This window comes from Nocardia takedensis NBRC 100417 (assembly GCF_000308695.1).
GTDB classification, from domain to species: domain Bacteria; phylum Actinomycetota; class Actinomycetes; order Mycobacteriales; family Mycobacteriaceae; genus Nocardia; species Nocardia takedensis.
The window spans coordinates 66743-88193 of sequence record NZ_BAGG01000008.1 but is presented as its reverse complement, the minus strand read 5'-3'; the positions used below and the strand labels follow the sequence as shown (position 1 = coordinate 88193).

Genomic DNA, 21451 nt, shown 5'->3' with positions numbered 1-21451 from the left:
GCTGAATCGCGGCGGCGGCGGTTTCTTCTTTTTCGCGCCGCCGTCCTCGCCGGTGCCGCTCCCCGAACCGGCACCGGCCCCGGCCGCCGACTCCGGGTCGGTGTCGGCGCGCGGGATGATGCGTGGGAGTTGTTCGGCGGGAACGGGTTCGAACGGCAACGAGGGTGTCGTGACGTGCTCGGTCGGGGTGCAGCGGTGCAGCGGGCCTTGCGCGGCGTCGAGGATGACCCGGAAGTGCGGGTCGACGTGGCCGGTGACGAACGCGCTGACGCCGGAGCCGCGGGAGGCTTCGAACGCGGCGTGCAGGTGCGCGACGCGGACCGCGACCGCCCGGTGCGCCCACCACTGCGCACACCAGGTGTAGGTGTTCTCGCGGTTGCCGCCCGAGATCCGCACGCTGATCAACGGCAGCAACCATTTCTCGGCGAAGGCCACGAAATGCGGATACGAGGGCTTGCGTGCCCGCGCCGTTTTCGCGGCCGGTGCCGCAGGCGGATTCGGAGTGCTCATCACTGGTCCCCCGCCCCGCCCGAAACGCTCGGATCGTCGTCACCGTCGTCGGGTGCGACAACGACGACGGACTGGCCGCTGGTGGCGAATTCCTTCAGCGATCGGCGGATGACCGGCGCGTAGTCGGTGTCCTGCCACCACACCTTCTCCACGAGCACCGGTCCGTGGCCTGGCAGTCGCACCAGGGCGCGGTCTTTCGGCAGCGCGGCGAGCGCGGAGACTTCGAGGATGGGTTCGGCCCGCCACGACAGGGTGCGGTTGGTGCCGCCCTGGCCGCGGCTGCGGGAGCGGTCGGCGACATCGTGCTGTCCGGCCATCTGCGACCAGTGCTGGAGGTAGTCCACCGCGGCGATACCGCCGCCGTAGACCTCGATGCTCTGGGCGCGCATCGTCTTGAGTCCGCTTGCGCCCCAGAGGTCTTCGCCCTGTTCGAGGACTTGCAGGATCGTCATGAGGATGATTCCGCAGCCCCCGGCGTAGGTGTAGTAGGAGGGCAGCTCCGAGATGCGGGCACAGTTGGCGGCTTCGTCGAGCACACCGAGCAGCGGCACCGCCAGCCGCCCGTCAGGCCGGGCGCGGGCCGCAGTGAGGGCGGCTTCGATGATCTGCCCGACCAGTGCCGAGGTGAGCGGGGTGGCGCCGTCGGGTCCGGCCATCGACAGCGCGTACACGGTGTCGGTGGATTCGACGAAATCGACCGGCTTGAATTCCGGCAACTCGTGCGTGCGCGACTGGATCTTCTTCTCGATCACGACCTTCGCCTTGGCTTCCCGCACGCGCAGGTGCGTGCGCGCGGGCGGGGTGACCATCTGCGCGTAGTCGGCATCGGCGAGGACGTTCAAGAACCGTCTCGCCATGTCGTAGAGCCCGTCGCGCTGGCGGGCGTACAGGGCCTGGGACTCGCGGATACGGTCGGCCGGGCGGCGCTGGCCGTGGGCGTCCAGGATCAGCGCCGGGGTCGGATCCTGGTCCTTGCCGAGCCACTCGGCCACGTGCAGCAGATCTCCGCCCGCACGAGCGGCGGCCAGGATGTAGAGAGCCAGCAACTCTTGGGCCCCGCCATCGAAATAGCTGTCCACCTTGGCATTCGCGGCCTGAGCCGCGGTGCCCGAGGACGCGGAGACGAAGAACCCCGCCAGCTTGCGCGCCGCCGGGAGCCCGGCGACCTGGGTCAGCAGGTTCACCCAGAACCCGCACACCGCGGTACCGGTCACCCCTTGCAGATCCGTCACCCACACCCGGCCGCGTTCCTCACGGCCGCCCACGGTGTGGCGGTAGAGATCGGGTTTGTTGCTGGTGGCCAGGCACGGCCCCCACGCCGCCAGCACCGCCGGAATCGCCCAGGCCATCGTCTTGCCGGTGCGGGTACCGGCCGCGATCGTCACCCCCAACTCCGTGGGCACGAACAACTCGACCCCGCCGACCACGGTGCGCCCCAGCGGCGGGCCTTTCAGTTGCTGCACGTCCTCGGGCGCGTCGGCCAGCAACCGCTGATTAGCCGCGGCGTTGTCGCGAGCGCGGGCGATACGGATCTGGTTGGGGCGCTGCATGGTCCGCGCCGCCGCATCGATCTCGTGCAGTGTGCGCAGCAGCCGCCACCCGGCCACGAGCACGCCCGCTTCGAGGCCGTAGAGGACAACGGCCACGAGTGTGGCCTGCCACGGCCACCCGGTGTTGCCGAGCACCACGGCCAGCAGGGCGGCGGCCGGGTTCCCGGTGACCGGTAACCCGGCCCACCACCGGCCCACCGACAATGCCGCCCACGCGGTGCCCGCGAGTGCGAGTGCCGCGAGGAACAGCAGCAGCATCGTGGTTTCCTCGCCGACTCCGCTCTTGGTCCGTCGACGGGTCTCTCGTGTCGCGATCATGCGCGCACTCCTGGATAAGGATCGGTGATCTGTTGGTGGACAGGTGTTTTCACAGCGACGCTCCGATGTCTCGGGACGGTTCGGGCTCGACGTCGACGTCGACACCGGGTTCGGGTTCAGGGTCGGGTGGATCGATGCCGTCGGCGTCGCCGAGGGCGGCGGCGACGGCGGCGTCGATGTGGGCGGTCGGGTCGGCCTCGGTGGTGGCGTGGGCGTAGGTGCCGTCCCGTCCGGCCAGGTAGGCGCGATGAATTTGTTCCGGGTCGGCCCCGGCCAGCGCCGCGTCGCCGCGTGCTTGGCGGGTCTGGTCGAGAAGTTCTTCCAGGCGCTCGATGAGGGCTTGGTCGTGGTTGGGCAGGTCGGCGAAGCGTTCGCTGGTGCGGGTGTGCTCGGCCGAGAGGTCCTGCACCCGCCGCAGCGCCGCAGCCCGGTCCACGCTGCGTCGGTCGGTGCCGGTATCGAGATCGCCGTCGAGTTCTTCGGCGTCGAGCAGGTCGTCGGTGGTGGCGATGAGCGCGTCGATCTCGGCCATCGAGACCTCGGGGCCACGTCCGCCGAGTGCGCGGTCGACGGCGTTGCCGGGGCGTAGTTCGATAACGTTGGCCCGGTCCTGGGGGCGGGAGCGGGCACTGTCCTGCGCCGAGCCGGTGATGTCGGGCTCGACGCGGCCGGTCAACACCGCCGCCTGGCGCAGGCTGCGCAAGGTGAGGTCGTCGACGACCTCGTCACCGTCGGCGTGGGCCGCGGCGACGCGGACGTAGGCGGTGCGGGTGGTTTCCGGGTGGGACTGCCACGCGCGGGTGGCGGCATCCAATTGCGTCCACAACTCGTGGGCTTCGACATCGCCCGGATCGGCCCACCGGAGTGCCAGCAGTCGGGCTCGCTCGGTGAGTTCAGCGACCTGCTCGGATGTTTCGCCGAAGGGAGCGATCTCGCTCAGGTAGTGGTGGAGGGCGAAATCGGCGCGCAGCCGGGCTTCGCGGTCGTCGGCGGCATCGTGGTAGTAGCCGGGATCGGTGGGGGACCCAGGCTGCGACTGCGCCCAGCTCATCGGCACCGCCCCAGCAGACGGTCAGCCGGTCGCGGCGGGTGGTGGTGTGGTTGGTACGGAATGGACATCGGCAGCCTCGTGAAAGAGAGGAATGCGGTGTCCCCGGGGTGGGTTCGATGTCGCGGCCAGTACCCGTGACCGGCGGCATCAACGAAACGCGAGGGTCGATCAACGGGTCAGGGGTCGGTGCCGTAGTCGTAGCGGTATCCGCCGTCGTTCTCCGGCTCCGGCCCGGGATCGGTGGCGGTGTCGAGCCCGGTGGTGTCGGTGGGCAGCGCGTCGTCGACGGCGGCGGAGATGGCGCCGAGCGCGGCGGTGGCGTCGGCGGTGTCGATGAGTGCGGCGTCGATGAATTCGGCGCGCAATGTCGCGGCGGCGGCGGCGATCATCTGTTGGGGTGTCGGCGGCAGCGCGTGCGCGCCGGCGATTGGGGTGCCGGTAGCCGGGTCGAGCGGCACATACGGCGGGATCGCCATCTCGGTGGAGGGTGTGGAGTAGGAATTCCATGCTTGGACCACGCTGAGTTCGTCTCGGATTTCCAGTCGCACGGCGTGGTCACGCCGATACGGTTCGGCGGCGTCGCCCCACAACGTGGCGGCCTCGTTCTCGGTGATCTGCGCGGCGTGTGCCAGGGCGACGACGCGTTCGTGGCGCAACGCCATGTTCTGGGCGAACGTCTTTTCCGAGTCCGGGTTCGCCCCGTAGCTCCACCGTCCGGTCGCGATGCGGTCGCCGCGTTCGGCCGCCAACGCGGCCATGCGTTCCAGGTGCCACAGGTCCAGCCCGAGCATGTCCATGAAGAACGATTGGGCGGCGTCGTCGCGCCAGGGCATGGAGTCCTGTCGCGACAGGGCGTCCACGCGCGGCAGGGCGCTGTTCTCCCCGAGCGCGACCGCGTCCGCGATCCAGTCCTGGCGCACCCCCGCGGTCAGCGCGGTCTGCTCCGCGCGTTCGCGTTCGCCGGTCAGCGCGTCCAGATGCGCGCGCCAGGCGGATTCGGCGTCACCGCCGGGGTCCAGGGGCTCGAAGCCCTCCCAGCCCTCACCGAGGATGCGGGTGTGCTCGGCGGTGAGCAGCCGGATCTGGGTCAGCAGTTGTGCCTGCCACTGCACGACCGTCTCACGGGCCCGGGGCGGCGGGGGCGGTGTGCTCATGATCGCCGCCCGCTCATGGTTCGACTCCGCCGTCGAATCCGACCTCGGGTGGGTGGTCCATGCCGAGGATCCACCGCTCCTCGCGTGCCTCGGGCCCGCTGACCGTCAGCGCGTGCCCGATCGCCTCGGCGTCGGCGGCGGCGGTCACGGCCTCGCGTGCGTGATCAAGCAGTACCTGCGGTCTCGGCGGCCGGTCGGCGTCGGGGACCTGCGACCGTGCGGCGTCGGCGCCCATGTTCTCGACGCCGCGGTGCACGTCCCAGGCGATTCCCGCCCAGGCGTGGGTGCGCCATAGCTGTTCGAGTTCGAGGTCGTCGTAGCCGTCGACGGTGTAGTCCACCAGGCGATCCCAGCCGTGGATGTCACGGCCCCAGAGTTGCTCGCGTTCGGTCTCGCTCAGCTCGGCCAGCGCGGCGACCGAGTCGACCCGGTCCCACAGCAGATCCATGTTGATCAGGTACTGCTGGTGTCCGGCGCTATCGGTCTGGTTGCCGACCCCGCGGTGTTCACGCTCGAGGGCGATGACGGCCATGTGTTCCAACGTCCACACGTCCTCGGCGATCGCCGCGATCATGCGCGCTCGGGTCGGGTCCTCGCCGTGGCGGGTGGTCGGCGGGTCGGTCACGCTCTCGCCCCACCGCCTACCGGCCGCCCCGTTGTCGATCGCCGCGGTGATCGCCGTGTCCGGGATTCCGGACGCGCCGGCGCGCACGATCAGTTCCTGTTGTTCGGCCTCCAGGTCACGCAGGTGCGCTCGCCAGGTCGCGATCGCGACGTCGCCGCGCTCGAATCCGGGCTTGTAGTCCGGATATCCCCGAAACAACAGCCGCGCGTGCTCGGTGCCGCGTTCCTGGATCCGGGCCAACAACCCGGCCTTCCACCCCGCCAGGTCCGCGATATCCTCGGGTCTACTCATCCGTGACGTCCTCTCTGTTCACTCTCTGGCACAACCGGTTTCGCAGGTGTCGATGTCGATGTCGTCATGGTTCGGCTCCCTCGCTCGGGTCGGGGTAGGACGGGGTCAGAGGGTGTTGGTCGGCCGGCCCGGTATCGGGGTCGGTGTCGGTGTCGGGTGTGGCCGGGTCGGTTTCCACCGCGGTCGCGATCGCGGCGGCGGTGCGGTCGAGGGCGGGGTCGGTGGTAGCGCGGTCGTCGAGCAGAGCGAGGGCTTCGGTGACCTCGGTGACCATGTCGTCGGGGGAGGTCGGCATCGCTGCCGAGGCGTCGGCGGCGGTGATCCCGGCGGCTTGCAGCACGACCACGGGAATGGTCGCCGCGCTGAAGTCGGCGGAAACGATCCCGTTCCAGACCCGGGCCAACGCCTTGAGGTCGGCGTCGCGGACTCGCTCGGCGACCACGGTGGACCAATGGTGCTGCCCACGCGCCCAGACCTGATGGCGTTCTTCGGTCGTCACTCCCAGGGCGTGCGCGGTCGCGCCCAGACGCTGCCAGGTCATGCCCATCATCCGGCGGAAACGAGCGGTGACATCGGCGTCGATGCCGCGTTCGGTGAAGACCGCACCGAGCCCGGCCATGTCCTGGAGGCCGCGCACCTCCCGGCCCAGGCCGGTGATCAACTCGTCGCGGTCGACGTGACCGGAACCCAGCATCGGCCGACCTGCCTGCCAGCGCGTGCCGCGTTGCCCGGACGCGCGCGCGTAGTCGATCCACGCCTTCGGCACCCCGATGCCGAGAGCGACCTGCTCGAGCTGGTCCAGGGAGCGTTGCCCGATGCCCCACTGCTCATCGACGGGGGCGAGCTCGCCGCTCTCGGCCGGGCGGGGCCGGCGACGTTCGTTGTCCAAGGCCAGGTTCTGGATACCTCGGAGCAGGTGGGCTTGCAGGCCGGTCGGGGTGTCCATTACCGGCTCCTCGTCGCGGTCATAGGCCACGCTCCGGCTCCGGCCCGAACCGCTGATCCCACTCCGGGTCCGGACCGAACCACTCGGCACTCGGATCGATGCCCGCCTCGTCCCCCGGTTGCGGTCCGTCGCCGATGTCGCCGCCGACGGCGGCGTCCACGGCGTCGGCGACCAACGCACCCACCCCGCGGTCGGGCGCGAGTTCGGAATCCATGAACGGCTCGGCCACGTGCGACAAGCGCGTCTCGGCGGTCAGCTCCTCGGTCAGCCCTGTCACCGCATCCGCCGAGCTCGAGCTCGACCCCGGGTATTCCGGTTCGATGGGCTCACCGGGATCGGTGGCCGGCCCGTCGCTGCCGGTGGCCTCCGGGGTGTCGGGGTCGATGTCGAAGAATTCGACGTCGATGACGGCATCGTCGGCGGTAGCGGGCAGGGCCGCGGCGGTGAAGACCCCGTCGTCGGTGAACTCGTGGCCGGTGTCCTCGGCGAAGCGCTGAGCGAAAGCGTCGGCGTCGGCGTCGTGTTCGTCGGACAGGTCCCGGTTGGCGTCGGCGGCGGCGAACGCCGCCGTTGACGCCTCGGCCTGCCCCTCGCTGCCCTGGTTGGTGAGGGTGTCGGTGAAACCGGCCGCGCGCCTGCGGATATCGATCAGTAGCCGCTTGTACTCGACGTCGAGACCGTGCACTTCGTCGGCGCGTTCCTCGCGACGGTCGTATGCCTTGGTCTTCCTGTCGTGGATCTCCTGGTTGTGGGTGTGCTCCTGCTCACCGGCCTTGTCGCGTCGTGCCAGATCCCTGTCGGCGCGCCCCATGCGTGCCCGGGTCTCGGTCTCACCGAGTTCGTGCGCGTCCTTGTTGTGGCTGGTGCGGCCTTTGATCTCGTCGACGCGGGCTTGACCGATCTTCCAGTCCGTCCTGGCTTTGTCGATCGCGACGCCCACCCGGACGTTGTGCTCACGGATCGAACGCAGCTCGCGCTGCTCGGCTTGTTGGACGCGCTGGCGATGTTCGGTGGCCGAGCGGCCTTCGGTGCCGCGTCCACGCATCAACGCCGCGGTGGTGTGCGCGGTTTGCAGAGCCTGTACGAAGCCTTGGCGGACCTGCTGGCCGCCTTCCTCGACCGGGTCGCCGCTCATGCGCGCACCTGCAAACCCGACAACCGCCACGCCATCGACGACCCTGCCCGGGTCGCGGTGGCATACACCGCGAACACCTCCGGATCGGAGACGGGCGCGGCGATGTCGACGCGCACGACCCGCGCCACCCGGGTGGCGGTGTCGGGTGGGTGGTCATCGGGCAGCATGCGCGCGCTGGTTTCGACCGGGACCCGCTCGGATCGCCACTGCTGCCAGACCGCGGCGGTAACCGGGCTCCACACCAACGCGCTCGCGGCGGCATCGGCCGCGAACCGGTCGTCGAGCACGGGTCGCGCGGTGTCCAGCGCGTCGCGTGGGTCGGCGTGCACGTCGGGCCGGTAGCCGAAGACCGCCGTGACCGCCGCGGTGAGGACCTGCTCGGCGTCACACGGATCGACGTACTCGAACGGCGCGGCGAAACTAGCTGCACCGCAACCGGTCTCGAAAGCGTTCGGGTCGGCGGGGGTCTGGGTGGCGCATGCTGTCGCGGTGAGCGCGACCAGGGCGGTCAGTGCCGCTGTCGTGTTTCGACTGTTCATGACTGCTCCCGGTCGGGGTCGGTGAGGGCGAGTAGTTCGCTGCCCCGCCAGGCCACGCACGGGGCTGTGTTCGCGCGCGCGGCGGGATTACCTGCGGGGTCGGTGACGATGTCGAGCAGTAGATTCGCCGCCAGCGCGGCGCCGTGGAGCCCGACCAGGTCCATGCCGTGACTGCGCGCCACGACCAGGCGAAGGGCCGCGGCGTCGACTCCCCACTGCCCGCAGGTCTGTCCGGCGACCCGGATCGCTTGGTGCGCGGCGGATTCGGCGGCCCGGACCATGCTGTCCACCGCGGCCTCCGGTGGGTGGCGGTCGCGCCAGATGACGTGGCCGCCCGGGGCGACGACGGTGAACAGGCTGCGGGTGCCCGCGCACCACAGCAGCAGTCGAGGCCCGTGCGCGGCGCGCACGGCGAAGATCGGATCCAGGGCTTTGCGCGCGGCGTTGAGCGCGCGCACGGCCTCGTAGTCGATCCCCGCCGTGACCCGCAGTGCGCGCACGAAGTTCTCGAACGCGGGCGGATCATCGAGGCCGTGCTCGACCGCGAACCGTTCCAGATCCAGGGCGCGCGTCGTGCGACGAAGAAACGCGAGGTTGGCGGTGACCAGCTGTTGGATCTCGCGCAGGGTCATCGCGGCCCGGGGCTGCGGTCGGTCGCTGTGCTCGTTCACGGTTCGACCTCCGCCGGGTCCGGTGTCGCTGCGGCGTCCTGCTCGCCGAGGTCCTCGGTCGAGGAATCGACGGTCGTGGGGGTGTCGGGCTCGGTTACGAGCGCGGCGTCGATGGCGGCGCTGGCCTCGGTCCAGGCCGTAGCGCCCGGTGTCGTGGACGCGGCGTCGATTTCGTCGCGGGTGAAGGTCGGGCTGTGCCCCGCCATGGCGCGGGCTTGGAGCTGGCTGCGCAGTTGAACGGGAGTCATCACGTCGTAGCCCTCGGCACGGTCGGCACTGACCCGGTCCATGAACCGGGCCATCGTGTCCGGGCGTGCCCGCCAATCGGCGAAGGCGTCGACGAGATAGCCCCAGTCCCCGGCGAGGCGGTTGTGCTCGCGCCACCGCTGCCCGATCTCACCGATGCGGTCCTCGATGCGCTCGGCCAACTCGCTGTCGATCTCGCTGTCTTCGAGGGTGCGTGTGAACACTGTCGAGAGGGCGAAATCCAGGCGCATCGCGAACTCATCCGGATCGCGGTCGCGATAGCGTCGCGGCGCGCTGTAGGAATGGGAGAATTCAGCCATGCCGGCCAGCCCCCCTCGGCGCGGGATACGATCCTTGCGAGATCGGCGACCGGACGTGAGCGGTCATGACACTCCCACCGGGTCGCGAATCTCGTAGCGGCGCACGTCCATCCGCTCCCCGGCGAATCCGCTGAGAAGGGTGGTCGTGACCGTCTGCCCGGATTGCGGCGCGTGCAGGAGCTGGTCGCGTCCCTGCTCGTCGGGGCCCAGATAGATCCCGACGTGATGAGAATCCGTATCGCCGGGAGAGGTGAAGAAGATCAAATCGCCCGGCTGTCGTTGCGCGAACGGGACCACCACCGCGCTGGGATGGTCCTGTTGGGCCTGGGTGTAGTGCGGCAGCCGGATCCGACCGCCCGAGGCGTGATAGATCGCGTACAGCGTCAAGCCGGAACAGTCCACACCGCCGTTGGTAGGGCCGTTGATGTCCCCGCCGCCCCACACGTACGGGGTCCCGATCCACCGGGAGCCGTGCTCGATCACCGCGCGCCCGAACGCGCTGGCCTCGGCCGGGCTCAACGTCGACCCGACCCCCGAACCACACCCTGTCGGCGCCGCACCCACCACGGATGATGCTGTGCGGGGGTCGATGTCGGCGAAGCGTTGATACAGCTCGCGCGCGAGTTCGATCTGCCCGGCGTAGGCGTTGGGCGCCGAGCGTTCGATGTGCTGGGCCAACTCCGCGGGTGAGAGGTGTTGCGCAGCCGCGCCGGATTGTTCGGCGCGGTCGTAGAACCAGTTGATCTGGTAGACGGGGTTCATCAACTGGGCGATGCCGACCGACCCCCACACGCTCGCCCGGAGTTGGTGCGGTCCGATCGAGTCGTGGTCGTGGCCGAGGCCGTCGTTGGGGAAGCTCAGCGATTCCGGCACCGACGGATTCGCGAGATTCCGGAACCCGGACTCCACCCCTTGAGCGGCCAGTTCGGCGATGATCACCGATTCGGGCATCAGCCGTTGCTTGCCGATAACGACCCCGTCGCGCGCCAACCGCAATTGGGCTTCGGTCATCCCCGCGACCGTCTGCCCGGTCGGACCGCCCGCCGAGACGCCCAGTGGCGTGGCGCAGGAGGTGCGGGGGTCGGCGGCGATCACCCCGAGTAACAGGACCAGCAAGGCGATCGGTAGTAGGATCGCCGCGGCGGCGGTCGTTCTCGAGGTCGCGTTCATCATCATTTCCGCTGGTCATCGCCCGCTCGATTCGGTATCCAGATCGAAACGACGATTCGTGTTGTGGACCTGGCTGGCCCGCTCGGTCGGGGTGAACGTCATCCGGAAGGCGACACCGGGCTCGGCGGCTTCACCCGTCTTGAGCAGGAAGCAGCCTGTGCCGGGAGGGGTTTCGCGTTGCCCGGGATCGAGGTCGTCATCGGTGGGCGGACGCGGCGCCGCCCAGGAAGTGACCAGGAGTTTCTCGGTGTCGGTGATGCCGACCGCGGCTCTGATGCGATCGATCTCCTCGGGGCCGACCGGGCCGATGATCTTCGCGCGGGCGCGTTCGAAGAATCCGAGCGCTTTGGCTTGCGCGGCGGCGGAATCGAAGGCGGCGAGGTCTTTGATGGTGTGGCTGCACATGATCAGCCCGGTCCCTAGGGTGCGGTTGAGTCGGGTCAGGGCGTCGACGCGGTCGACCATGAATTCCCCGACCCCGAGGACGCGCCAGATCTCGTCCATCACGACTTCGAAGGTGCGCGGCGGGGCGAGTCCGGCGTCGGAGAGGGCGTGCGCGGCGGCGACCGCGCCGAAACCCTCCGACCAGCACACCATCAACACCGCTGCCAGGAGTTTGGTGTCGCCCTCGGGGATGCGTGAGACGTCCACGCACACCGCCGGACTCGCCAGATTCAGGCGGGTGGTGGTGGGGCCGTTGAAGATCGCCCCGAACGGACCCTCCACCAGCGCCCGTAGGGATCGGCGCAGGGTTTTGGTGGAACCGCGGTAGGCGGTGTCGTCGTCTTCTTCGGCGAAACGCCGCATCTGCTCACCCCCGGTCGAGATCACGGCGAGGAGGTCTTCGATCAGCGGTGGCCGCTCGTAGGTGAATTCGTGTACGGGGCTGTAGAGTTCGCGCAGCCCGGCGGCGATGAGAACTTCTTCGTAGTCGGCGACACGGGATCCGCGCACGAGTTCGATGAGACCGGCGACGATGTTGACCTGTCCGGCTTCCACCCGGGCGGTGACCTGGCGGCGCTGGTCGGGATCGGTGAGCCGGTCCACGATCGACCCCAGCGCGCCGACGTCGAGAGGATTGAGCGTGCCGTGGCCGTAGCCGACATCGACGACCTGCCCACCCAGGTGCTCGACGAGGTCGCGGTAGTCGGGTTTGGTGTCGCCCATGCACAGCACGGTCTCCCCCGCCGCCACCGCGCCGGTCACCATCCGCCGGATGAGCGATGATTTTCCGAATCCGTTGAGCGCCAACACGAAAGCGATCGGCGCGGTGATGAATCCTCTCAGGAACCACGACATCGGGTCGAAATGGACAGGGGCGCCGGTGATGTAGTGCGAGCCGACCGGTGTGCCGACCGTGGGTGCGCTGGCGCCGACGGAGAAGGGCCACAGTCCGGCGACCTGGACGGTGGTGGCGCGCCATTCCGGGGTGGTGGGGACGACGGCGGCTCGGCCGCCGCCCGGCCCGCGGTAGCCGCGGTCGGTGAGCTGCGCGGGCGATCGGTCGAAGCCATCCCCGGCACCCGCGGTGTCGGTGCGGCGGGCGGCGGTGGCCCGGCGATGATCATCGCTCGATATCGCCAGCCGCGCCCACCAACCGCGCGGTCCGGGCCGGGCGGCAGCGGCTTCGGTCGCCGCGCGCGCGGTCGCGGTGAGCATCCGCACCCCCGCGACGGTCTCGTGGCGCCGCCGATCACGCCGGATGCTGTTCTCGCTGGTCATGCGCTGACCCGCTTGGAAATGGACGCGTGCTCCGGCAAGATCAACCCGATTCCCAGGCTGGCGGCGAAGGCCGCGGCTTGGGAGCCGTAGCAGCGGCGCACGCTCAACCGCGACGCCGCACTCATCGCCTTGACCGACGCCTCGATCCCGGGCAGGTCCCCGTCGAGATGATCGGTCACCGTCACCAACGCCCCGAACCGGGTCAAGCCCGCACCGCGCGCCTGTTCCTCGCGGGCGGCGCTGGTGTTGCCGACCCGGATCCGCGCCGACGCGGAAGCGATACCGCGTTCGGTCTGCTCGGCCGCGATCGCGTCACGGAAGTCCGAGTCGACCAGGGAGGTGGCTTCGGCGGCCGAGTGCAGCCGATACACCAGGGCCACGCGTTTGCGGGGCACGTCCGCGCGCGGGCGTAGGAGTTCTTCGAGGACGGTTTCCATGACCGCGCCGCGCGGCGCGGCGTCCATCTCCCAGGTGATCGAGCGGGCGCCGTCGTGGACGTAGTGATCCCAGCGATCGAGGTGGGCGACCGGGCCGACCGAATCCCAGGACTGGGTCTCCACCAGCGACGCGCCAGCGGCTTCGACGTCGCGTTGGGAGGCGAGGTCGTAGCGGCTGCGGACCAGGGCGAGGACTTCCCACGCCTGGAGCGGGGTGGCGGGCAGGCCGGCGCGGGCGAGTTGGGACAGCACGCCTTGCAGGCGTTGCCCGATCTCACGGGCCTGCTCGGCCTCGTCACGGCGGACACGGCCTTTGCCGATGGCGCGGTAGGTGATCGCGATGCGGGCCTCGATGCGCACCCCGACGCCGCCCAGGTCAGCGGCGGCCTCGCGCATCACCGCCCGCGCGAACTCCGGAGCTTGCTCGCGCACCAGCCGAGTGACCTCACGGGCTTGACGCAGCCGGGTCTCGACCACGTTGTCCAGGACCGCGGTAATGGCCACGACTTCCCCGCCCCGGCTCTGGGTCGCCAGGAACTGGCCGAATCCCTCGACCCAGGCGTCGATCTGGGGTTGATCGACCAGCTCCTTGCCGCGCGGGACGACCCGCAGCACGACGGTGTAGTGGTCGCTGCGGCGGATGTGCAGCATCGCGAACCTGCGCCCGCCCGCCGTCTCGTACTCCGAGAGCCTCGAATCCGCCAGCAGCCCGGGTAGTTTCGCGATGCCGGGGATGCGTGCGAAGCGCCCCGCTTTGTAGAGGTGTTCCCCGCGCGAGCGCGCGGCGGCGAACTGGATACGCAACGCCAGCAGCTCCCACCCCGTGCGGCCGTTGATCGTGACCGCCAACGGCGCGAACACCAACGCGGCCACGACCACCAAGACGGCGGCGACGCTGAGCGAGCGGGTGATCAGGAATCCGGCCATGATCGTGATCACCAGCCCGAGACCGAACATCGACACACCCCACGTGAACCCGAAAAACCCTGCGCTGCGGGGGCGTTCCCACCGCCCGTACATCCGCGCGGTCATCGCCGCACCTCCGCCGGGGTCAGCGAATCCGGATTCCAGCCCCCGTCGGCGGCGTCACGGGTCTGCGACTCGACCGCGGCAACGCCCTGCTCGCCCGCGGCCTTGACCTGCTGCGCCGCCATCACCGCCGCACCAGCAACTCCACCCGCGGCACCGCCGCCTGCCCCACCGCCATCGGCACCGCCCCCGGACTCCGCGCCCGCCCCTGCCGACGAGTTCGCATTCGGCGAGGTCGACCGCGCTGGAGATCCCGTCCCGGATCCACTCGAAGGCGCGCTGCCGGTATCGGCTGTCGACGCCGTGCCGGAGTCGCTGCCCGTACCACCGCCCAGGGGCCTGCCCCCGCCGCCGCCTCCACCGCCGCCGGGCGGTGCACCGCCGCCGGGGCCGTCACCGGATCCTGCTCCGCTGGGCGCGTTCTCACCTTCGCTGACCTTGCGCGCGCTACCGCCACCGCCGGTCGAGCCCATCGCGACACCGGCCGCGCCACCGGCCAGCACCGCGCTCGCGCCACCGCCCCCGCCCAGCGTTGCGACCGCCGGAGCGACCAGCCGGACCAGGGCCGGGAGCACGATCACGCTCATCACCAGCAGGATCAATCCGAGCAGCACCTGCTGCGGGTCGGTCTGGTTCTCGTCGCCCATGACCGTGAAGGCGATGGCGTAGACGAGGGCGCCGACGGGTTTGTAGAGCACGAACGCCAGCGACCAGGACATCAGCCTCTTGTAGGACTGCGATCCCGGCCCGGTGCCCGAGGCTGCCGCTGCTAGGGGGATGACTGCCACGACCAGGATCAGCAGGGCTTGGCGGATCACCAGCATGACCAGCTGGATCAGGGTGCTGATCAATCCGAGTAGCCCGACCACGAACAAGATCCCTGTGCCCAGAGTCGATTTGGTCTGCTCGTTCACCTGCCCGAACCGCTCGACCGCTCGCGCCCAGTCGCCGTCGCTGGCGGTGAAGATCACCCAGTTCGAGAACTCATCGCCAGCGCGGGTACCGGTGGTGACCAGGACCGCGAACGCCATCGAGGTGAAGGAGGCGCGTACCAGCATCAGGAAGCTTTCCTGGGCTTCGCCTGCCAGCCCGCCGCGTTTGGCCAGCGCCAGACGGGCGGCGGCGAACATGATCCCGGCGATGAGGAACACCACCTGGATCCCGCCACTAAACTCGCGGACCGCGGTCAGCGCCGCGCCCGGCTGGCCACCGGGACCGGTCAACACTGGAGACGGCAGATCAGTCCACCAACCCATCGCCATCCGCACGCCTCTGGTGAACCCGTCCATGAGGCGATCGACCATGTCGTCCCAGGCCGAGCCGACCGCGCGGGTCGCGACCTGGCCGACCTGGTCGCACACCTGCTGAGGGCCGAGCGGGATGTCGCAGACCATGGGTGTCGGCAGCTGTTCGCGCACGCCGCCGGGCGGTGCTGCGATGACGATGCTGTGGTTCATGCCGCTGTCCTCCAGCTGCCGAATCCGGTCAGTGAGTCGACGTAGGTGCCTGGTCCCCAAAGGGTTTCGATCTCGGTGGGCACCGCGACGCGCCAGTCGCCGTCGGCCCAGGCCATCGGCCAGCGCGCGATCCGGTAGCCGAGCCCGTCACGGATGGCGAATTCGACGACCGCGTAGTCGGGGCTGTAGCCCTGCGCGATCCGCACGCCGTCGGGGACGGTGACGTAGCGGGCGGCCTCGGGAGTGCGCGCCCGCGAGCGCGCGAACCGGTCGACCAGTGCCTGGCCACCGCCGCGATAGCGAGTCGCGAGTACTTGGCGCCAGGTGGGATCGGGCGCGGCCAGCGCGCGCCCGAGTGCGTCGGCGGCGGCGAGTCCCGCGCCTTGGGGTGTGCGCCCGAAGCCCGAGGCGATGCCGTCGGTGATCGTGGTGGGGCCGTCGCTGATCGAGACCGGCAGCGCCGCTCCGCCCCAGCCGCGTTGCCATGCCATCCCCGCGGGCGCGCGTACCAGGTAGTCCGGCTGGCTCGGGTCGGCACGGCGGGCTGGTTCCTGTACCAGAGCGGTACCGGAGTCGCTGGAGGCGATGTCGAGTCGGTTGCCGAACAGGTCCGCGGTCGGCCCCAGGGTTGCGGTGGCACTCGGGTGCGGCTCGGTGGCGCTCGCGTCTGGGCGGGGTGTCCGTGGCTCGGGCGGGGCGGGTTCGTCGTCGCGGGTGATGGTGACGACGAACACGACGATGACGACCACGACGATGGCGGTCATGAGGATGATCAGCAGTCGAGGAATTCGCATGCGGACGGCTCGCTTTCAGCGTGGCGGGAAGACGACGAGATCGGGTGGCGGCACAGCGACGGCGGTGACCGGCGGCGCCGGGTCGTGGGCGGGGTCGGGCAGGGCCAGGCGCCAGTCGCCGTACTGCCAGGCCACGGCGGCATGGTTGCGGGTGAGCGAGTTGTCCGGGTGCAGGCTGTAGATCTCGACCTCGACTGCCTCGGGGCTGTAGCGGGTGACGACGTAGCCGAGCAGGCGCGGGGCGCCCTCGGCGACGGGGTCGGTGATCGAGAGTTGTGCTCGCGCGGTCGCCCAACTGTCGCGGCCCGCGCCGGGGGCGAGCATGCGAGCACCGATGTCCGGCCATTGGGTGTCGGTGGCGATCGAGGACCGCACCGTCGCCTGTGTCGCAGCGACCGCCGCGCCCGCGGGTGAGTGCTCGTATCCGGTGGCGACCGCGCCGTCGATGCGGTGTGGGCCTTGGTCGGTGACCGGGAGGTCGACGCCCTGGAAGGACTGCCAGTGCAGGCCGGTCGGCGGTGCGGCGGTGTCGACCGCGGCCGGGACCTCGGCGGGTTCGCTGGGAGCACCGGTGCCGCAGGCGAACAGCGCGGCGGCGGTCAGCGGGCCGGCGAACGCCAGCACGGCGGCGACTGCCCATCGTGGAAGGCGTTCGGAGCGCGCGTGATTCGGATCGGTAGGCATGGCAGTCACCACCGGGGGATCACGGCGAGGGCGACGGAGCTGGCGGAACCGAGTAGGGCCGCGCCGAGCAGGGCACCGAGCAGTCCTTCGACGCTCTCCTCGCGGTAGGTGCGGATGGCCAGGAGCCCACCCACCCAGATCACTCGGGCGATGCACAGCAGCAGCACGCACCAGGCGAGGTACCCCAGCAGTTGCAGCAGCGGTTGCAGCACCTGCTGGGGCAGGATCGTGCGCCCGGACGGCGAGGCCGCCCACGGCATCCAATCCTGTTGCACGAATGCATAAACGACGTTGGGGCCCATCAGGAGGCTCCGGTAACGACGGCGTTCATGATCGGTCCGGCGCTGGTAGCCAGGATGCCGCCGAACATCGCCGCGGCAATGATCTTCGGCGACTCGACACTGCCGCCGTGCCAGCGCTCCCAACCAAATTTGCCGCCCGCGTAGATCAGGGCGGCGATCCCGGCCAAGCTGACCAGCCAGGCCAGGTAGTTGACCAGGTTGATGATCAGGTTCGAGCCGGGCGGCGTGGTGGGCGTGATCTTGATTTCCTGGGCCAGCACGGTCGAGGCGACCTCGGTAGCCAATGCGACGAGGGTCATGTCGTCTCCGAATTAGGTGGTGCCGCAACGGATCTGTGGGTCGCGGACAGGCGGGTGATGATCTGAGTTCCGGCGCGATGCACGTCGGCGGGAACCGCGTGGCGCAGCCCAGCGCGGCGCGGAGGCGGCGGATCGAAAGGGCTGAATTCGGCCAGCTCGCCGAGTTCGATCTCGAGGAGTTGGTCGTGCCAGCCGATGTCGTAGACGGCCGCGGCCAGGTCGGTGACCAGCGCCCGGTAGCGGCGCACCACCGCGGGCACCTTGCCCGGCCGTATCGGGGTCAGGACCAGCCCGATCACCTGCACCCCGTCCGGAGTCAGTCCGGCGTGCCATTCCCGTAGTCGGTCGGCCGCGGCGGTCAGACCGGGCGTGCACAAGCGCGCGGCCACGACTACGCGTTGGGTGGTCTCGGTCGAGGCGGGCCACGCCGGGCCGGTGTCGGCGGCCGGCGCCCACCAGCGCGCCAGCGTGGAAGCGGCAGCACCGCCGTGCGCGCCGAGCACCGCGAACAGCGGTGGGTGCGCGCCCGTCGTAGCCAGGGGCTGTTCACGGACCGCGGCGCGGTGCTGCGGGTCGGGAGCGGCAATCGTGTCCGGGTCCAGCCGTGGTGGGCCGGGTGGTCGCGTGGTGTCGGCGAGGCGGTGCGCGGCGGTCATCCTCATCCTCGCTTCTGGATGTTGGAGATCACCAGATCGCCACCGGCCTGGTCGGCGGGGCGGACGTTGATCAGTTGCAAGTAGTCGATGCGGGTTCCGTCGGGATGGCGCTCGACCAGATGCACTTCGGCGGTCGTCGGCGCGATCGGGCTGATCGCCACGCAGTGCGTGCTCCCCGTCGGGATCGAGGCGATCCCGACGGCCAAGGCGTCGAACACGAGTCCGGCCTCGGGGGCGACCAGCCCGAGCGCGGCGGCGGCGTCACGGAGCTGGTAGTACGCGTATTCGAACGCCGCGACCACCCCGGACAGCGAGCGGCGATCCCCGGCACCGTCGGTGACCACCTCACCGCTCAACCCGGTGCACGCCGGCGCCGGTGTCGCGGACGTGGTGGGCGGGGCGGCCAGCACGGCGGAATGCGCCACCGCGGTGTCGGGTTCGGTGGCGCCGGACCGGAATACGGCGAGGATGGTCGCGACGGCGGCGACCACAGCAAGTCCCGCCGCGATGCCGAGCCAGCGCAGACGCGCCGTGGGCCGGACAGTCCGGCGTTCGCGGGGTGGTGGCGGGTCCTCGGCGGGACGGTCCAGCCACCGCCACGCGTGATCGTCACCGTCGGCGCTTCCGCGGTCGTCCGGAACAGGTTGCAGGACGGTGTGTCTCGACTTGTCGAGCCATCCGCTCCCGTGGGGGCTGTCGATCTCGGTGTCCGCCATCGGTGTGTGTCACCTCCTCGGGTCGTGGGTGCGGGGGTGGGCCCTCCGGGCGGAAGTTCCGGGGAGGATCAGCAGACCAGCGGGGTAGCGTCTGCTGAATCCGGCTTCCGCCCGAAGGGGTCTGGGGTGGGTCATCGGCTCGACGGACCCACGGAACTCGTGCTCGCGGGCGGGGAACTCGGCCGGGAGGGCGCGATGACCGACGGCGTTCGCGTCATCGGCACCGTGGCCGGGGTGGTCGGCGTGGTGCTCGCCAGGTCGCGGGCGATGGCGGTGAACCAGGCCGATACAGTGCGCAGGGCGGATTCGCCGGTGCCGGTGGCGGGCACCTCGGTGTAGGAGCCGTGGCGGCCGGTGGTGTCGCTGTACTGGGCCGACCCCGCCAGGGTGTAGAGCTGATCGGGAGCGGTCACGGTGCTGGTGATCGCGTCGAACGCCTCGTTGACCCACCGGCTGGCGGTCTGCGGCGGCACGAGCTGCACCACCGCGGCGGCGAGCTTGGCCCCCAGGACCCCGACCGCCGCGAGGGGGTCGGCCATGCCGACGGTCGCCAGCTCGGCCACCGTCGCCGGGGTGAGCACCGTGCGCGCGACCGAGATCGCGGCGTTGAGCCCGATCGTGCCGAGTTTGAACAGCGCCGAGAGCGCATCGGCCTGGCTCGGTGCGGTCGCGGTGGGAGCGGAGGCTTCGGCCAGGCGCTGCCCGAGGGGTTTGGCGGGCTGGTAGGACAGCTGGTCCAGGCTGGTGCCCGACAGGTCGTCGTTGACGACGCCGACCGCGGTGGTGAACACGGTCGTGGACAGGGCGGTGGCGATGGTGGAGATCGCCGCGATCGGATCGCGGGTGTCCGACCGTGCCGCGATGTTGGCCACCGTCGTCGCCAGCGGGCTACCGGGTGTGGTGTCGCAGGTGGCGTCGCCGCCGACACACAGATCGGCGACCCTGCCGGTCAATGCGCCGTAGCCGGTGGAGCCGGTGGCCGCGGCCGTGATCCCACCTCCGGTCACCCTCGAGTCGAGCAGGGCGATCGTGGAGACATGGGTGCCGGTGGTGCCCGGCGCGGCCGAGGGGGTGTTGGTCTGCGGGCGGCCGGGCAACGTGGCCGCGCCGACGGCGCGGGCGGGGTTGGCCAGCAGCGCGACCGCTGCCACCTTCTCCGCACTGACCGTGCTGTCGCCTGCGCCGACGCGGGTGGCGAAGCGGGCTGCCGCCGCGGCGCCGTGGGCGTAGCCCGCGACCGCCAGGCGCGTAGTCGGGCAGCGGGTTTCCACACTCGCGGCGGCCTGTTCGAGCTGGTCGGCCGCGGAGGTGATTGCGTCGTCGTAGGCCAGGGTGGCGCCCTCGGAATTCTGGCCGTACGGGATGTAGGCTCGTTGCACGGCTTGTCCCGCCGCGGCGGTCAGCGGCCCGAATACCTGCCCGAGTGCGCCGGTGTCGCTGCCGGTGGCGACATCGCCCTCTTCGCCGCCCTGAACACCGAGCACGTACAGCGCCGGGCAAGCACCGTCGATCCGTACACCGGGGTCGGCCGAGACCGTCACGGTGACGTTGACGGCGGCGGTGCCGATGAGCAGAGCGATCACCGCACTACGGAGTGGGCGGCGGGAGAGTATGCGGTTGCTGTGCATGAGATTTCACCTCGGTAGGGAGTGCCTGCCCGCCCCGGGACGAGGGGCCGGGGCGGGCCGACACGATTCAGGTGGCCGGTGGTCGGGGGACGGTGGCCGCGGGCGGTGTGCGGCGGCGCAGCAGGAACCCGCGCAGCCGCGTCAGTGCTTCGCGGGCTCCGACCGTGGCGGTGCGGGTGTGGTCGGTGTCGTATTCGCGCCAGCTCAGATCCACGCCGAGGGCGCGGTATTCGGCGAACAGGGCGCGGCTGTGCGCGATGGGGATGAGTTCGTCTTCGGTGCCGTGGTAGAGGTGCACCGGCACGTCGGGGGCGTGCAGGGCGGCGGTCTCGGCGGCCAGGACATAGCGCCACAGCGGGTCGTTCCAGGGTTCGCGGCGCTCACACCACGTACCGAGGGGGATGTCGCGGTAGGTGTCGAGCAGTTGCTCGAGGGTCAGGGTCTGGGCGTGGGCGAGCCCGCGGCGTCCGTTCTCGGTGAGCAGATGGGTGACGGGCAGGTGGCTGTAGGCGCGGGCCAAGCCGACCATGCCCGCGAAGACCAGCCCGGCCCACGGCCCGGCGTCGAGATCGGCGACCAGAGCGCGCGGGTTGGCGACCACCGCACCGGCGGCGACGCCCCGCAAGTCTAGGTCGGGGGCGTAGGCGGGCTGGGTTTCGGCGGCCAGGACCGCGGCGCGCCCGCCGTCGGCGTATCCCCAGACCGCGCAGGCCCCCGACTCGCCGCCGATTTCGGTGGAGCCGGTGACGGCGCGGGCCAGGTCGAGCACGGTGTGCGCGGCGGCGGCCCCGGACAGGAACGGGTAGGCCCCCAATCCGGTCATGCCCACGCCTTGCCCGTCGGGGACCACGACGATCCAGCCCTGCGCCAACGCCGCCGCCACATCCGCGACGGCCGCTTCGCCGAGGCGCTGTGACGGAGCCGTGTGTTGCCCGAGTCCCCCGAAGACCGGGCAATACGCCAGTGTCGACCCGTCGTTCGCGACGGTGTCGGCGGGAGCCAGCACCAGTCCGGAAGCCGGGAGTGGGGCGTGGAAGGCGGTGCGGGTGGAGTACACGACCTGCCACGCGTGCCCGGCCCCGGTCCCTGCCGGGATCTCCGCGTCGCGTGTGCGGAGCAGGACGCCGACGGGCGCGGTGAAGTCGTCGGGGATCGGTGTGTAGAACTCGTCGGCTGCGGTGTTGGTGCGGGTGGTCATGGG

22 protein-coding genes are annotated in these 21451 nt (G+C 70.6%); all 22 read right to left on the bottom strand.

Going from position 1 to position 21451, the window contains the following annotated elements; translation table 11 throughout:
- Nucleotides 1–510, bottom strand: a 510-nt coding sequence (locus tag ON30_RS35850; RefSeq protein ID WP_157183577.1) for a DUF4913 domain-containing protein, incomplete at its 3' end; no start/stop codon positions are given.
- Nucleotides 510–2378: a type IV secretory system conjugative DNA transfer family protein gene (locus ON30_RS01935; protein WP_051028838.1), complete on the bottom strand. Its 1869-nt coding sequence runs from the start codon at nt 2376–2378 to the stop codon at nt 510–512. The genes ON30_RS35850 and ON30_RS01935, both read right to left, overlap by 1 nt.
- A gap of 49 nt (nt 2379–2427) precedes the next feature.
- Nucleotides 2428–3429 (bottom strand): hypothetical protein, encoded by a 1002-nt coding sequence (locus tag ON30_RS35845; protein WP_051028837.1) that lies wholly within the window; start codon nt 3427–3429, stop codon nt 2428–2430.
- Between the two features lie 176 nt (nt 3430–3605).
- Entirely contained in the window at nt 3606–4583 is a 978-nt protein-coding gene (locus tag ON30_RS38720) for a hypothetical protein (protein ID WP_040703659.1), read from the bottom strand.
- Nucleotides 4584–4596: 13 nt separating this feature from the next.
- Nucleotides 4597–5499 (bottom strand): hypothetical protein, encoded by a 903-nt coding sequence (locus ON30_RS01925; protein ID WP_040703658.1) that lies wholly within the window; start codon nt 5497–5499, stop codon nt 4597–4599.
- A 64-nt stretch (nt 5500–5563) separates the two neighbouring features.
- Nucleotides 5564–6445, bottom strand: coding sequence for a hypothetical protein (locus ON30_RS01920; RefSeq protein ID WP_156371435.1), 882 nt, complete (start codon nt 6443–6445; stop codon nt 5564–5566).
- A 19-nt stretch (nt 6446–6464) separates the two neighbouring features.
- Nucleotides 6465–7580: a hypothetical protein gene (locus ON30_RS01915; RefSeq protein WP_040703656.1), complete on the bottom strand. Its 1116-nt coding sequence runs from the start codon at nt 7578–7580 to the stop codon at nt 6465–6467.
- Nucleotides 7577–8119: a hypothetical protein gene (locus tag ON30_RS01910; protein ID WP_040703655.1), complete on the bottom strand. Its 543-nt coding sequence runs from the start codon at nt 8117–8119 to the stop codon at nt 7577–7579. Before ON30_RS01910 ends, ON30_RS01915 begins: the two co-directional genes overlap by 4 nt.
- The gene (locus ON30_RS01905; protein ID WP_040703654.1) at nt 8116–8790 is read right to left on the bottom strand and encodes a hypothetical protein; all 675 of its coding nucleotides are present in this window, start codon (nt 8788–8790) and stop codon (nt 8116–8118) included. Before ON30_RS01905 ends, ON30_RS01910 begins: the two co-directional genes overlap by 4 nt.
- On the bottom strand, nt 8787–9356 hold the full coding sequence (locus ON30_RS01900) for a hypothetical protein (RefSeq protein ID WP_040703652.1): 570 nt from the start codon (nt 9354–9356) through the stop codon (nt 8787–8789). The genes ON30_RS01905 and ON30_RS01900 overlap by 4 nt, the downstream gene beginning before the upstream one ends.
- A gap of 63 nt (nt 9357–9419) precedes the next feature.
- Nucleotides 9420–10526, bottom strand: a complete 1107-nt coding sequence (locus tag ON30_RS01895) for a C40 family peptidase (RefSeq protein WP_239476956.1) — start codon at nt 10524–10526, stop codon at nt 9420–9422.
- A gap of 15 nt (nt 10527–10541) precedes the next feature.
- On the bottom strand, nt 10542–12248 hold the full coding sequence (locus ON30_RS01890; protein WP_040703651.1) for a putative type IV secretion/conjugal transfer ATPase: 1707 nt from the start codon (nt 12246–12248) through the stop codon (nt 10542–10544).
- Nucleotides 12245–13705 (bottom strand): SCO6880 family protein, encoded by a 1461-nt coding sequence (locus ON30_RS01885; RefSeq protein WP_339379017.1) that lies wholly within the window; start codon nt 13703–13705, stop codon nt 12245–12247. The genes ON30_RS01890 and ON30_RS01885 overlap by 4 nt, the downstream gene beginning before the upstream one ends.
- Before the next feature lie 8 nt (nt 13706–13713).
- Entirely contained in the window at nt 13714–15171 is a 1458-nt protein-coding gene (locus tag ON30_RS01880) for a hypothetical protein (protein WP_040703647.1), read from the bottom strand.
- Nucleotides 15168–15965, bottom strand: coding sequence for a DUF8175 domain-containg protein (locus ON30_RS35840; RefSeq protein WP_051028835.1), 798 nt, complete (start codon nt 15963–15965; stop codon nt 15168–15170). Before ON30_RS35840 ends, ON30_RS01880 begins: the two co-directional genes overlap by 4 nt.
- A gap of 15 nt (nt 15966–15980) precedes the next feature.
- Complete coding sequence (locus ON30_RS01870) at nt 15981–16649, bottom strand: DUF8175 domain-containg protein (protein WP_239476958.1); 669 nt, start codon at nt 16647–16649, stop codon at nt 15981–15983.
- A 5-nt stretch (nt 16650–16654) separates the two neighbouring features.
- On the bottom strand, nt 16655–16951 hold the full coding sequence (locus ON30_RS01865) for a hypothetical protein (RefSeq protein WP_051028834.1): 297 nt from the start codon (nt 16949–16951) through the stop codon (nt 16655–16657).
- Complete coding sequence (locus tag ON30_RS01860) at nt 16951–17250, bottom strand: hypothetical protein (protein ID WP_040703645.1); 300 nt, start codon at nt 17248–17250, stop codon at nt 16951–16953. The genes ON30_RS01865 and ON30_RS01860 overlap by 1 nt, the downstream gene beginning before the upstream one ends.
- The gene (locus tag ON30_RS01855) at nt 17247–17906 is read right to left on the bottom strand and encodes a hypothetical protein (protein WP_051028833.1); all 660 of its coding nucleotides are present in this window, start codon (nt 17904–17906) and stop codon (nt 17247–17249) included. The genes ON30_RS01860 and ON30_RS01855 overlap by 4 nt, the downstream gene beginning before the upstream one ends.
- A gap of 2 nt (nt 17907–17908) precedes the next feature.
- Nucleotides 17909–18622 (bottom strand): DUF8176 domain-containing protein, encoded by a 714-nt coding sequence (locus tag ON30_RS01850; RefSeq protein WP_040703644.1) that lies wholly within the window; start codon nt 18620–18622, stop codon nt 17909–17911.
- A 131-nt stretch (nt 18623–18753) separates the two neighbouring features.
- Nucleotides 18754–20205 carry a cutinase family protein gene (locus ON30_RS41650; protein WP_040703689.1) on the bottom strand — a complete coding sequence of 484 codons (1452 nt, stop codon included), beginning with the start codon at nt 20203–20205 and terminating at the stop codon, nt 18754–18756.
- Nucleotides 20206–20317: 112 nt separating this feature from the next.
- On the bottom strand, nt 20318–21448 hold the full coding sequence (locus tag ON30_RS01840; RefSeq protein WP_040703643.1) for a lipase family protein: 1131 nt from the start codon (nt 21446–21448) through the stop codon (nt 20318–20320).
- Nucleotides 21449–21451 lie beyond the last annotated feature (3 nt).